At 44.9% G+C, this 14,217-nt stretch carries 12 protein-coding genes and 1 rRNA gene; 11 read left to right on the top strand and 2 right to left on the bottom strand.

The annotated features are described in order from the left end of the window. Positions 1-85 precede the first annotated feature (85 nt). From hisIE to BLQ60_RS08360, 3 genes are read left to right on the top strand one after another with little or no spacing between them, the layout of a single operon-like run. Entirely contained in the window at positions 86-883 is a 798-nt protein-coding gene (hisIE, locus tag BLQ60_RS08370) for a bifunctional phosphoribosyl-AMP cyclohydrolase/phosphoribosyl-ATP diphosphatase HisIE (RefSeq protein WP_092618796.1), read from the top strand. Positions 884-908: 25 nt separating this feature from the next. Further along, complete coding sequence (locus BLQ60_RS08365) at positions 909-2,384, top strand: UvrD-helicase domain-containing protein (protein WP_092618793.1); 1,476 nt, start codon at positions 909-911, stop codon at positions 2,382-2,384. 46 nt (positions 2,385-2,430) lie between these two features. After that, entirely contained in the window at positions 2,431-3,948 is a 1,518-nt protein-coding gene (locus tag BLQ60_RS08360) for an AAA family ATPase (RefSeq protein WP_092618790.1), read from the top strand. Positions 3,949-4,067: 119 nt separating this feature from the next. On the opposite strand, the gene BLQ60_RS08355 is transcribed toward BLQ60_RS08360, so the two are convergent. Continuing rightward, a complete protein-coding gene (locus tag BLQ60_RS08355) occupies positions 4,068-4,568 on the bottom strand; it encodes a metal-dependent hydrolase (protein ID WP_092618787.1) in 501 nt (166 codons plus the stop codon). A 222-nt stretch (positions 4,569-4,790) separates the two neighbouring features. On the opposite strand from BLQ60_RS08355, the gene BLQ60_RS08350 reads away from it, so the two are divergent. The 8 genes from BLQ60_RS08350 (at position 4,791) to BLQ60_RS08315 (ending at position 14,044) form a co-directional block, all read left to right on the top strand. After that, positions 4,791-5,723 (top strand): tRNA dihydrouridine synthase, encoded by a 933-nt coding sequence (locus tag BLQ60_RS08350; protein WP_092618784.1) that lies wholly within the window; start codon positions 4,791-4,793, stop codon positions 5,721-5,723. Between the two features lie 295 nt (positions 5,724-6,018). Further along, positions 6,019-8,853 carry a monovalent cation/H+ antiporter subunit A gene (locus BLQ60_RS08345; RefSeq protein ID WP_092618781.1) on the top strand — a complete coding sequence of 945 codons (2,835 nt, stop codon included), beginning with the start codon at positions 6,019-6,021 and terminating at the stop codon, positions 8,851-8,853. After that, complete coding sequence (locus BLQ60_RS08340) at positions 8,850-9,218, top strand: Na+/H+ antiporter subunit C (protein WP_092618778.1); 369 nt, start codon at positions 8,850-8,852, stop codon at positions 9,216-9,218. The genes BLQ60_RS08345 and BLQ60_RS08340 overlap by 4 nt, the downstream gene beginning before the upstream one ends. Beyond that, positions 9,218-11,026, top strand: coding sequence for a monovalent cation/H+ antiporter subunit D (locus BLQ60_RS08335; protein WP_092618775.1), 1,809 nt, complete (start codon positions 9,218-9,220; stop codon positions 11,024-11,026). The genes BLQ60_RS08340 and BLQ60_RS08335 overlap by 1 nt, the downstream gene beginning before the upstream one ends. A gap of 61 nt (positions 11,027-11,087) precedes the next feature. Further along, positions 11,088-11,612, top strand: coding sequence for a Na+/H+ antiporter subunit E (locus BLQ60_RS08330; RefSeq protein ID WP_378235218.1), 525 nt, complete (start codon positions 11,088-11,090; stop codon positions 11,610-11,612). Beyond that, complete coding sequence (locus BLQ60_RS08325) at positions 11,609-11,884, top strand: monovalent cation/H+ antiporter subunit F (RefSeq protein WP_092618772.1); 276 nt, start codon at positions 11,609-11,611, stop codon at positions 11,882-11,884. The genes BLQ60_RS08330 and BLQ60_RS08325 overlap by 4 nt, the downstream gene beginning before the upstream one ends. A 12-nt stretch (positions 11,885-11,896) precedes the next feature. Continuing rightward, the gene (locus BLQ60_RS08320) at positions 11,897-12,286 is read left to right on the top strand and encodes a Na+/H+ antiporter subunit G (RefSeq protein ID WP_092618769.1); all 390 of its coding nucleotides are present in this window, start codon (positions 11,897-11,899) and stop codon (positions 12,284-12,286) included. A gap of 300 nt (positions 12,287-12,586) precedes the next feature. Then, positions 12,587-14,044, top strand: coding sequence for an anion permease (locus BLQ60_RS08315; RefSeq protein WP_092618766.1), 1,458 nt, complete (start codon positions 12,587-12,589; stop codon positions 14,042-14,044). Between the two features lie 83 nt (positions 14,045-14,127). On the opposite strand, the gene rrf is transcribed toward BLQ60_RS08315, so the two are convergent. After that, a 5S ribosomal RNA gene (gene rrf, locus BLQ60_RS08310) occupies positions 14,128-14,217 on the bottom strand; the annotation flags it as partial.

Raw genomic sequence — 14,217 nt, 5'->3', positions numbered from 1 at the left:
CGCCATTCTGATTTTTTAAGCATTGCAATGTTCTGATCAAGGAACGCACTGCTTTATCACGCTCTTAATAGCAAAGGAAAATACGATGTCGAACTGGTTAGATGAAGTCAAATTTGATCAAAATGGATTAATTCCTGCGATTGCACAACATCATCAAACTGGTCGTATCCTCATGGTGGCGTGGATGAACCGTGAATCTTTAGCATTGACTGCTGAGAAAAATCAAGCGGTGTACTACTCTCGCTCACGGCAAAAACTATGGCACAAAGGCGAAGAATCTGGACACTTCCAAACCGTGCATGAAATCCGCCTCGACTGCGATGCCGATGTGATCACCCTGCAAGTGGAACAGCATGGCGGGATTGCCTGCCACACAGGTCGTGAATCATGTTTCTACCGCAAGCTCACGTCAAATGGTTGGGAAATCGTTGATGCACAGCTTAAAGACCCAAATGAAATTTACAATCAGAATGGCGCAACCAAAGCAGATGCAAGCCAAACCAATCAAAGCCATGAATTTGAACTCGCAACATATGGTGAGCAAAGCGATGTCCTCGCCTATCTCGGTGCGTTGATGCGTGAGCGCAAATCCGCCAATGCCGATCGTTCTTATGTCGCCAATCTCTATGAAAAAGGTATCAATAAAATCTTGGAAAAAGTCGGTGAAGAAAGTGTCGAAACCATCATCGCCGCCAAAGATTATGACGCCAGTGCAACCGAAGAAAATAAAAATGACTTGATCTATGAAACTGCTGATTTGTGGTTTCATAGTATCGTCATGCTTGGCTATTTTGATATTGATCCAAATATCATTATTGAAGAATTGGCACGTCGTCAGGGCTTATCGGGATTGGTGGAAAAAGCCAACCGTACACAGTCTTAAACACTGTCTTTTCTGATAGCAATCAATGTACGCCACCAAAGAACAAGCCCTTGCCATCGATACCGCACGCGTCGGTGATTCGTTTAAGATCATCGCCTACGCAGGTACGGGTAAAACCACCACGCTAGAGATGATCAGCCAAGCCATGCCTGAACGTCGTGGCTTGTACTTGGCATTTAACAAAGCCATTGCCACCCATGCTCAGCAGAAGTTTCAGCAGAATGTTGATTGTCGGACTTTTCACTCTTTGGCGTATCGTAGCGTGCCTCGCAACATCACCGACAAATTACGCTTACCTCGTTTAAGCCCAAGTTATCTTGCCAAAGAATATCAACTGCAACCGATCAATGTACGTCGTCTGATGGGCAGTCGTTATGAGCCATATCTGATGATGCCCAACCGCTTGGCTAATTTGGTGGCGAATGGTGTCAGTGGCTTCTGCTCAACCAATGCACAATATCCTGCGCCACGGCATATTCCTGTGCCTGAATGGTTGCATCCTGATGATGCGGAGAATCTACAAAACTCGCTCTACCCTGCACTGGAACGGCGTTGGCTCGATTCGATTCACCCACAGCATCAAGCAGGTATCGGGCATGATGTGTATTTGAAATTGTGGGCGTTGTCTGAGCCGAATATTCCCAGTGACTATATTCTGTTTGATGAGGCGCAAGATGCCGATCCGTTGATGCTCGGGATTTTACTCAAACAAAAAAATGCCCAAGTGATCTACGTCGGAGATGCCCATCAACAAATCTACGCATGGCGTGGTGCAGTCAATGCCATGCAACAGTTACCCTTACCTGAAAATCGGCTGACCACCTCATTCCGTTTCGGTGAAGAGATTGCCGAAGTGGCGAATTACTTATTGCATGCACTGAAAGAAACCGTGCCTTTACATGGTTTTTCTGAGATTTCATCAAAAGTGGTAAACAAACCACATACCAAAATGCGTGATGCGATCCTATGTCGTACCAACGCCCGAGCGATGGAATTGTTACTCAGCGGATTGCTCAAAGGCGACAAAGTCAGCTTGCAAGCCGATCATGCCCGACTGTCACGATTTATTGATGCGGCGACGGCGCTCAAACAAGGCAAGCGTGTCACTGATGTGCCAGAACTGGCATGGTTTAACTCTTGGCATGATGTGCATGAATACTGCGAAACCAATGACGGCAGTGACATTAAGCCTTTGGTGAAATTGGTCGATGAACACGGTACTTCTCCGCTAAAAAATGCCCTTGCCAAAATCACCCCGATCGAGCAAGCGGACTATGTGATTTCCACCGCACACAAAGCCAAAGGCTTGGAGTGGAATCGTGTCCATCTCGAAGATGATTATCAATTTAAACTCAGTCAACTGGACTACAAAATCACCCCTGAAGAATTGCGTCTGCTGTACGTTGCTTGCACTCGTGCTAAACTGAGCTTAAATGTTCACCATATTTATGATTTATTACAGCAATTAAAGCGCAATTATGAACTGAAAAAATCAGCCTAATTTCTCAAAACTTGCTTTTAAAATCATAAAAATTGAGGGTTAAGCTATGCGTCTGATCGCTGTGCAGTTGCAACACATCAATCAATTTGATCATCTTGCGGTGCGCCTGCAATCTGGACAATCCAAACTGCCGATCAGCCTATTTCTCGCCAATCAAAATGCAGGCAAAAGCAATTTACTGAAACAAATTTTTCACGGGCTCAGCTGGCTTCCTGCACGTTACAAAGATTTGCGCAGTGCAGGCGCAATCATGCCTGATAGCGATATTCAAAACGATGCGCTGCAAGCACAGATTCAAATCACTATTGAATATCCTGCTGAGCTGTTATCGAAAGCGGATGATTCGCAGGTTCAGCAAGACAATTCACAAGACAAACAATCTGAACAGCCACTTGAAAAGCCATCTGAAACGTCAATTGAAAAGCCCACTGAACAATCGTCTGCAAAAGCACCGTCAATACGACCGCAATGTCATTGGACGATTAAAAAAATCCGAAGTACGCCGAGCAGTATTGCCTTAAGTCGAGCGGATACCAACGGCTTAGATGCGCTGATTCCGCAATATCAAAAGTTGATGGAAAACGATCCTTATTTCACTTTGCCGTGTCTCGCCTATTATCCCAGTGAACGCTTTGTGCATGAGGTCAATCTCAATATTAAAAATACCCAGTCTACCCTCACACCTATTCACCAAGCCTATGATCAAGTCAGTCTGAGCTTTACCACTTTTAATAAATTTTTTGAGTGGTTACGTGAAGTGCATGATTTGGAAAATGCACAGTCCGCACAATTGCTTCGGCAATATCTCGATCCGCAGACACGGCTCGCCGATCAAGCGCAATTTGATGAATTATTTTCTCAGCTCGAACATGCTTATCGTCTTACGCCACAGCGTTGTCTGAATAGTTTGCGCAGTGCGATCCATACCGTGATGCCTGAGATTGACGATATTTTCATTGAATATCAGCCGAAGCTGCGTTTGATGGTGAAATATCAAGGTGAATTCACGCCTTTTCTACAGCTGTCACAGACCGAGAAAACCTGTTGTGCGCTGGTCGGTGATATTGTTCGTCGTTTATGTATTTTGAATCCGAACAGTCTGTTTCCTTGTCTTGAGGGTGATGGCATTGTCTTGATTGACGATGTTGATGCGCATCTTGATCTGACCCATCGTCAGCAGATTTTACAGCGTTTACATCGTGCTTTTCCTCGGATTCAGTTTATTGCCACGGCGACGCATTCGGATATGGTCGAGTTTCAGTCTGATGTGGAATGTTTTGAGCTGAAATATGCGCAAGCGCATCGTTTAGATTTGTCGGCGCATCAACAGCGTTTGGCACAGGTTTATCAATCGCTCCAAGCGCAGAATTTAGAAGCTGATAATGAAAATAATGCGCTTGCTGAAAAATTACCGAATGAAAATGAGGCAGAAGTAGAGGAATCTCAAAGTATCGAACAGCTTGATTTTGCACAGTTAATGGCGTTGATTCAAAATTTAGAGCCAAGTTTGCAACAGCAACTCTTGCAAAGCCTACAAGATCAATCTATAAATCCTGACACTTAACTTTTTTGAGAATACATGACCGAAACTAAAAATTATCAGAACTAACACAATTGAAAAATTAGACTTGAAGATGACAAACTCAGATTGAAATTATGGATAGTTTTATCACGTTGCTCTTGCTACTTGAATTTGCCAGTGATAAAAATCCACAAAGCGTAAATCGTTATTAATATTTCCACAAGAAATGACCAATGAAGGATAAAATTAAGCCACCAAGGCTGATATTTCGCTGTCACTTCAAAGAAAACATATGGCTTATCAATAAAAGGAGCAAATAGCCATATATCACCAACAAACGTATCTAAAATAATGTGTAATATCGCAGCTCCACAAAATAAGCAAACAGCAAGAGCGATCTTAGATTGGCGCTTAAAAATAGCCAGCCAAAGAAAGGATGACAAAAATATGGGAATCCAAAAAGAAAACCAATGTAAAAAATACTTGTGATGATGAACCGACCGATCATCTACAAAATAAAAATAAAATAAATCTATATCAGGAAAAACAGCTCCAACCATTACAATGGCAAAAAGGGCTTTTGTACTTATTTGAGTTTGCTTTAATTTTTTAGTCAAAATCTTAGCTAAGATGTACCCCGAAGGGAGATGCGCTATAAACATATCTACATAGGTGTGTAAGCAATAACGACTATATTTATCACAGTTATAACCTTTCTTCAGTATTTAACATGAAATTCATTATCAATTGACCTTGAATATGCATAGATTACCTGAATTAAAAACTTAGACATATAGACATCCCCCTAAAAAATCCGTATAAGCACCTTTGAATTTTTACGATGTGCAATCAAACAAAGAGTAGCGAACGATGAGTAGCCAGCGGTGAAATTGGTACTTGCCCCGATGGAAGGTCTGACCGATCCATTAATGCGCCAGATCCTGACCCAAGTCGGTCAATATGATTGGTGTGTGACCGAGTTTATTCGTGTCACCGATAGCGTCCTGCCCGATCATATTTATTACCAATATTGCCCCGAACTACAAAACAACGGCAACACCATTCACGGTACACCAGTGCATGTGCAGTTTTTGGGCAACAACATCGAAATGCTCGCCGCCAACGCAGAAAAAGCCGTGGCACTTGGCGCACCTGTCATCGACCTGAATTTTGGCTGTCCCGCAAAAACCGTCAACCGTCATCGTGGCGGTGCGGTATTGCTCGATGAAACCGATACGCTGTTTGATATTGTCAAAGCGGTGCGTGACGCTGTGCCGAAGCATATTCCTGTATCGGCAAAGATGCGTCTTGGCTATCTCGATGAAGCACATAGTTTGGATAATGCACTTGCCATTCAAGATGCAGGGGCAAGCTGGCTGACCATTCACGCTCGCACCAAAGCCGATGGTTATACGCCACCTGCGTATTGGGAAAAGATTGCGCCGATTCAAGACGCCGTAGATATGCCGATCATCGCCAATGGTGAAATTTGGACAGTTGACGATGCCAAAGCCTGCCAAGCACAGTCCCAATGCCAAGATTTGATGATCGGTCGAGGTGCAGTGACCACACCAGATTTGGTCAATTGTGTACGTCTGTCCGATGATTCACAGCGCATGACGTGGCAAGATTTACTCACCTTGCAAGTCGCCTTTCTCAATGGACATTACAAAACTGAAATCGGCTTGATCGGTCGCTACAAACAATGGCTGGGCATGATGAGCAAAGCCTATCCTGAAGCCAGCGAGCTGTGGCAACAGATCAAACGTATCAAAAACATGGAACAGCTTTTACAGGTACTGACCCAGCAAAACTAAGCAGTCAAAACCACCCAAAAAATCAGGCGAGCGCAACACATTTCCTCACCAAAAAGGATTGATAGTGTTTCTGTTATCAAGCCTTGTGACACAATTCATGCTATTATAAAATGATGTTTTTCATGCATATTGTGAAAATAATGCGCACTATCCGCCCATTGTTTTTCACAACTTTAAGATTGCGCAATACAATCTTTTTTTATGCCTTGCTATTGTTTTTAGGCTATTTTTTCGTGCTTGTACTTGCTGTGCTGGTGTAAGTGGATCTATACAACACTGTGAATGGGATGCGATTGTGCTGTTTTTGATTATTCTTTTGCCCTTATTACTCGGCACAACCATGGTCTGGGGCTTGGATAAGCTGTCTCGTCTTGCGACAGTGATCGGTGCCAGTGCGCTTAGCATCCTGTGTTTTGCCCTGTTGGCGCAGTATCTACCTGATGTTCAAAATGGTGGCGATGTCCGCTATGTCTTGGATTGGCTCCCAAGTGCAGGGATTAATATCGACCTGCGACTAGATGCGCTGAGTCTGATGTTTAGCATGCTGATCACGGGGATCGGCACGCTGATTTTGATCTACGCCTATTATTATCTCAGTGCAAAAAACTCGCTTGCTAAGCTGTATAGCCTACTCATGCTATTTATGGCGGCGATGCTCGGTATTTCCCTGTCTAATAATTTAATCATTCTACTGGTGTTTTGGGAACTGACCAGTATTTCATCCTTCCTCTTGGTGGGTTATTGGCAACGCTATGAGGCGGCTCAGCGTGGGGCACGTATGGCGCTCACCATCACGGGCATGGGCGGTCTGTGTATGCTGGGGGGCTTTGTCCTGATTGGTCAGGTTGCAGGGACATATCAGATTGATCAGTTGTTTGAACGAGCTGATATTATTCAAAATAGCCCGTATTTCTTGCCGATTTTGTTCTTGGTGCTGATGGGCGCATTTACCAAAAGTGCGCAATTTCCCTTTCATTTTTGGTTACCCAATGCCATGGCGGCGCCGACACCAGTTTCAGCCTATCTACACTCGGCAACGATGGTCAAGGCGGGAATTTTCTTATTAGCACGATTATCACCGATCTTTGTTGGAGCAAGTGTATATCACGGTATTGTCACCGCTGTTGGTCTACTCACGCTCTGTATTGGCGCATTTTTAGCGATTTTTAAAGAAGATTTAAAAGGTTTACTTGCCTATTCGACCATTAGTCATTTGGGGTTGATTGTCTGCCTACTCGGTATCGGCTCACCGCTTGCGATTGCTGCGGCAATTTTCCACATCATCAACCATGCCACATTCAAAGCAGCACTGTTTATGATCGCTGGCATTATCGACCATGAAACAGGTACACGTGATTTACGCAAGCTCAGCGGGGTGTGGCAATTTCTGCCAATCACAGGCACCTTGGCAATGGTCGCCTGTGCTGCGATGGCAGGTGTGCCCTTGACCAATGGTTTCTTGTCCAAAGAAATGTTCTTTACCGAACTGGTGGCGAGTCATTCTGGTTTTTGGTTGATGGTGATGACGGTCTTAGCAACGCTGGCGGGTATCTTTGCGGTGGCGTATTCGGTGCGCTTTGTGCATGGCGTGTTTTTCGATGCGCAATATGGCAAGCCCCTGCCCTCCCCAGAAATTCATGAACCCGCCAAAGGTATGCTGGCACCTGTTGCCTTACTCGCCAGCCTATGTATTGTGGTGGGGATTTTCCCTGCGCTGACCGTGCAAGGCATTATCAATCAAGTGACTACGGCGACTGTACAGCATCATGATTTTGAGCATGTGCACTTGGCGTTGTGGCATGGTTTTAATGTGCCGTTGGTGATGAGTCTGATTGCGACCATCGGTGGCTTAGCGCTGTATTTTGCTTTGGCGAAAAATGGACGATTGCGTCAGATCGACCTTGATCCGCCATTGGGCAAATTCCGAGGCATTTATTTATTTGACGCTTTCTTGAAGAAATTATTGCTATTTAGCCGTTATATCAAAAAGAATACTGAAACTGGCGCCTTACAAAAATATCTGTTTGTGATCCTGTGCTTTAGCATGTTGATGGTGGCGATTCCACTGTTTGGCTATGATTTGTCGCAAGGCACACGTGAACTCAATCATGCACCAATTGCTGCTATTGCGATGTGGTTGTTACTCATCACCGCATGTTTGATGATGCTCTGGTTCCATCATGAACGTATCAAAGCGGTGCTGATCAGTGGTGGTATTGGGCTCGTGGTCAGTGTGACCTTTGTGACCTTGTCTGCGCCTGACTTGGCGTTGACTCAGATCACGGTTGATATTGTCACTACTGTGCTGTTGCTGATGAGTTTGTCGCTATTACCACAGCTCACCCCTTATGAATCAACACGTAGCCAACGCTGGCGTGATGCCATTTTGGCGATTGTTGGCGGTTTGGGCTTAGGCTGGCTGACTTGGCTGGTATTAACCCGTGATCATCAATCGATTTCGTGGTTCTTCCAGCAACAGTCTATCCCACTCGGTGGTGGCTCGAACGTGGTCAACGTCATTTTAGTCGATTTCCGTGGATTTGATACCTTCGGTGAAATTACCGTGCTTGGCATTGCTGCGATTGGTGCGCTTTGCTTGATGGATGGGATGCGTGCCCATGGCACAACGATGACAGAAGGTCTAACCTATCGCTTTAACCCCTCCCCGCTGATGATGCGCATGGCGATGTCTTGGGTTATGCCTTTGGCACTTGTGGTGAGCTTGTATATTTTCTTACGTGGACACAATTTGCCAGGTGGTGGCTTTATCGCTGGATTAATTACCTCGATCGCTCTAGTCATCCAATATATGGCGTATGGGCAAGATCGCACCGAGCATATCCTCAAAGTCAACTCTGGGCGCCGCTATGAAAAATGGATCGGCATCGGGCTGTGTATCGCTGGCGCAACGGGGATTGCAGCATGGGCGTGGGGTCGACCATTCCTGACCAGTGCACACATCTATGTTAGCCCACCACTGATCGGTAAATTACATTTGGCTTCAGCAGCCGCCTTTGATGTGGGGGTTTATATCACTGTGGTTGGCGCAACGATGTTGCTGATTTCAGTGCTTGGTGACTCACGTCATTCGACCATGTCAGGGCCGATGCCTTCAGGAGATCAATCATGATTAGTATGGAATTTTTAGTTGCCTCTGGTGTTGGCTTAGTCACTGCAACAGGGATTTATTTACTGCTTCGACGCCGTACCTTTCCTGTGGTACTGGGTTTGGCAATGATTGGTTATGCGGTCAATATTTTTCTATTTAGCATGGGACGACTTGAGTTTAATGCGCCTGCGATTCTCACTGAAGCGGTGAAAATGACCGATCCACTGCCACAAGCATTGGTACTGACCGCCATCGTGATTGGCTTTGCGACCACAGCCTTTGTGGTGCAATTGGCATTACGCAGTCGTTATGAATCAGGCAATGACCATGTCGATTCCAAGGATGTTGCCGAAATCACTTACGATCCACGAGAGGATGAGCCTTGATGAGTTTTTTTGTGGATTTTTGGCAGCAACATTTTCCTGTTTTATCGATACTTTTACCTGCATTTACAGGGTTTGCACTGATTCTATTGGGTAACCCAGGTTCAGGCTCGCTCAAGTCTGACCCGAGACAACCGCTTCGTCACGCCATCAGTATTGGTTCAGCGATTGTTGGACTAATTTTAGCAATTTGCATGGTGGACTTTGCCAATACAGGGCAAATCAAAGCCTATTTCTTGAGTGAGTGGTCGGCACCGTTTGGCATTGCCTTAGTGGTCGATCGGCTTTCAGCCATGATGGTGTTGCTCACATATGTGGTTGCGCTCCCTGTATTATGGTTTGCCAGTGCAGAATGGGATCAACGTGGTCGTTATTTCCATGCCATGTTCCATTTCTTGTTGATGGGTTTATGTGGCGCATTTTTGACAGGCGATTTGTTTAACCTCTTTGTGTTCTTTGAGGTACTTCTGCTGGCTTCTTATGTGTTGCTCTTGCACCATCATAATAAAGCCCGCTTTAAACTCGGTTTGCATTACGTCATCATTAACCTTCTCGCTTCTGCGATGTTCTTGATCGGGCTGGGACTGATTTATGGCAGTGTTGGCAGTCTGAATATGGCGGACGTGGCGAGATTATTACCTCGCTTGCCAGATGATCAACATCAGTTGGCAATGGCTGGTGCGATGCTGTTATTTGTGGTGTTCGGCATCAAAGCGGCGATGCTTCCTGTCGGCTTTTGGCTACCGAAAACCTATGCTGTCGCAGCCACCCCTGTCGCAGCGATTTTTGCATTAATGACTAAAGTGGGTATTTACGCCATTTTGCGAGTCAATGGCACAGTATTTAGTGACGCACAAGGACAATATTTACTGGAAAATTGGTTACTGATTATCGGTGTTTTGACCAGTTTATATGGTGTATTTGGTGCCATCGCAGCAGAACGCTTACGCCGATTTATCGGTTTTATGATTTTGTCGTCGATTGGCACGATCTTAATTGCGGTGTCGTTGTTTAGCCTACAAGCATGGGCAGCGGGACTATATTATATGGTGCACAGTACCATTATCGCAGCGACATTTTATCTACTTGGCGAATGGATCAGCCTGCAACGTGGCGAGTTTAAAGATCATTTAAAAACTGCGCCAGAAATGAAACAGCATACTTTGCTGAGCCTACTGTTCCTCGTGGTCGGATTAATGATGGCAGGACTCCCGCCATTTAGTGGCTTTATTGGCAAAGTCTTCTTGTTACAAGGTACGCTCTATCATGAGCACAAGGTCTGGATTATTCTCGTCATTCTTGCGGTGAGTTTATTGAGTATTCTTGCCTTTGTCCGTGCAGGTTACGTGATTTTTTGGCGAGCAACTACGCCCGATGACAACGATGATCATGAAGCCTGTCAGACATATAAAAAACTCCCTGACCGAGCGAGTCCTCGTTTAGATTATGTGGTGTATGCTTTGCTGATCGGCTTAACTGGCTATGCGCTATTAGCTCAGCCTGTCTATCGCTACACCTATGCAGCTGCCGAACAGTTGCAAAATAAGCAACTCTATCAGGCGATGTTGCTGAAAAATACCGATCGTGGCGATGTCATTAGCGTACAACCGTTTAATCCGTATTATTTACCGCATTTAAAATACCGTGAAGAAACCGTTGAAGATCCATATCAAAAGTATATTCCTTACGTGATTTCTTCGAAAACCTTGGCAGGTGAACATGTGCCTGCTGAATTGACCCAGCCAACGGACACATCATCTGCAACGCCAGCATTGCCTGACGATGATGCCAAACTGGTTCCTGCGGAGTAACATCATGTCTGATCAATTCCAACCAAACACGCAGCACGATCACAGCATCTCATCCGATCCAGTGCAAACGGATGCGATGAATAGTGGCATGTTCCCGCACCCTTTGGTGTCATTTTTGGTGTTTATTTCATGGCTGATGCTGCAACACAGCGTCAGTTTGGGCAATCTGTTACTGGCATTGATCTTGGCATGGATGATTCCAAAAATCATGCAAGCCTTTATCACACGGACACCACAACTCGACTGGTTGACGGCATGTAAGCTATTTTTTGTGGTGCTATACGATATTATCATCAGTAATTTTCGTGTGGCAAAATTGGTGCTTGGTCCATCCCATCAGCTCCATCCTGCATGGTATCGTGTGCCTTTAGATAGCGATCATGATCATGTCAATACACTTCTAGCGATGATCATCACCACCACACCAGGAACAGTTTCCGCAGGCATCGACTTACAACGTGGCGATATTCTAGTGCATAGTCTGAGCTGCGTAGATCCAGATGCTGATATTGCAGAGATCAAAACCCGTTATGAACAGCCCTTGATTCAGATTTTTCACGCACAACCTCGGGAGCAAGACGCATGATATTTCTGCCTTATGTGTTGATGTTTAGCATTATTGCCATCACCATTTCCGTATTGCTCTGCGTGGTGCGATTGATTATAGGCCCATCTGTGGTCGACCGATTATTAGCCTTAGATACTTTGTTTTTGAATGCCACTTGCTTGATCGTTGTGCTGGGGATCTATTGGACAACCACGGATTTATTTGAATCAGCATTACTTGTTGCGATGTTTGGTTTTGTCTCTACCGCCGCTTTAGCACGTTATTTCACCACTGGTCATGTGATTGATTAAGGAGTTCTGTCGATGTTGATCATGGAAATTTTGATTTCAATCTTTTTGATCATTGGTTCATTTTTCGTCTTGGTGGGCGGGATTGGTATGGTACGTCTGCCCGATCTCTTTATGCGCTTACACGCCCCGACCAAAGCCAGCACGTTAGGACTTGGTAGCTTCCTCATTGCGGGCATGATTTATGCCGCATTTCATCATCATTTTGGCTTTCCAGAAATTTTATTGACGTTGTTTGCTTTCGTCACTGCACCCGTTTCTGCCAACCTTTTGGCACAAGCAGCGATTCATCTCAACTTACGCTCTCGCAGTGGTGATGTGCCTGAAGCAATTAACCGTCCACTACCGTGGCAACGTCAGCGTTCATCACAGTTTCGAGCGGAACATCGCAAAGAAGAAAAATAAAAGTCGGTTGATTCGATGGATCATTCAAGGGATCAATTCATTGAATCAACGCATTGGCTCGATGCAAACATTTAAAATTAAACGCATTTCTACAATAGAAAATCACAATACCAACCTGCTGATTCAGGGCAATTCTTCTCTCTAACTATTCCGTGACTCATCACTCAAAAAATCAAAATAAATCTGTCGATTCATCATTAAAACTCACCCTCTTCCATTTTAAGGGCATATACTTAAATTAAAGAATAGATTTCATCACACATTATAGATGTCGATTTTTCAAAATTAGGAGCTATCTCCATGCCGTTTAAACCCATCCCCGCTATTATTTCGATCGTCATCGGCTTACTGATTTGGTTTGTCATTCCTGTCCCTGAAGGCGTTAATCCAGATGCGTGGCATTTACTTGCATTATTCATCGCAACGATCGTCGCAATCATTGGGAAAGTCTTGCCGATCGGTGCATTAGCGCTGATCGCCATTACATTAGTTGCGTTAACTGGCGTCACCAGTGACAAACCATCGCAAGCCATCTCCGATGCACTGTCCAGTTTTTCCAGTCCGTTAATTTGGTTGATTGGTGTTGCGGTCATGATTTCCAGAGGTTTGATTAAAACAGGACTAGGCAAACGTATTGCCTACTACTTCATTTCTATTTTTGGCAAGAAAACCATCGGCGTGGCATATTCATTGGTTACCGCAGAGCTGATCATTGCACCGATTCCCCCATCCAATACAGCGCGTGGCGGTGGGATTATCCATCCCATCATGAAATCCATTGCAGAAAGTTTTCACTCCACGCCTGAAGAAGGCACAGAAAAGAAAATTGGACGCTATCTCGCCATGGTCAACTACCATGCCAATCCCATCACCTCAGGGATGTTCATTACCGCAACTGCACCAAACCCATTAGTCGTGGATTTAGTCAATAAAGCCACAGGCAGTGAAATACAACTGTCATGGACAACTTGGGCAGTCGCCATGTTTCTACCTGGAATTTTATGTCTGCTGATCATGCCCTTAGTCATCTATTGGGTCTATCCACCTGAGCTTAAAGTCACGCCTGATGCCAAAGGCTTTGCCAAAGACAATCTGAAAAAAATGGGCAAAATTCACCTGCCTGAGAAAATCATGATGGGAGTTTTCCTGCTTATGCTATTACTCTGGGCAAATATTCCTGCCATGCTTTTTGGTGAAGCATTCACACTAGATGCCACCACCACCGCATTTCTTGGATTAAGCGTATTAATTCTGACTGGTGTCTTAACGTGGGACGATATTATTAAGGAAAAATCCGCATGGGATACCATCGTTTGGTTTAGCGCACTGATTATGATGGCGAGTTTTTTAAACAAACTTGGCTTAATTGGCTGGTTCTCTGACAATATCGAACATCAAATTAGTAATATGGGCTTAGGCTGGGTGGGCGCAGTCAGCATATTGACATTAATCTATCTCTATATTCATTATTTCTTCGCCAGCACCACCGCACATGTCACCGCAATGTTTGCTGCATTCTACGCAGTCGGACTCAGCTTAGGTGCACCGCCAATGCTCTATGCACTGATACTCGCTGCAGCGGGGAATATCATGATGACACTGACTCATTATGCTACGGGTACAGCCCCTGTGATCTATAACTCAGGCTATACCACAATGGGTGAATGGTGGATTATTGGAGCGATTATGAGTGTGGTCAATTTGATGATTTGGATCGGATCAGGACTGATTTGGTGGAAAGTTTTAGGTTATTACTAAGCTTCCCCCAGATTTCCCACCGATCATTTTCTTATGTCCAACAAAAAAGCCCCCACCTTTTAGGTGAGGGCTTTGGAATTAAAAGCTGGCGATGACTTACTCTCACATGGGTAACCCCACACTACCATCAGCGCTAAGTGGTTTCACTTCTGAGTTCGGGAAGGGATCAGGTG

This window comes from Acinetobacter marinus (assembly GCF_900096915.1).
In the GTDB taxonomy this organism is placed as follows: Bacteria; Pseudomonadota; Gammaproteobacteria; order Pseudomonadales; family Moraxellaceae; genus Acinetobacter; species Acinetobacter marinus.
This window is presented reverse-complemented; position numbering and strand designations above follow the sequence as displayed.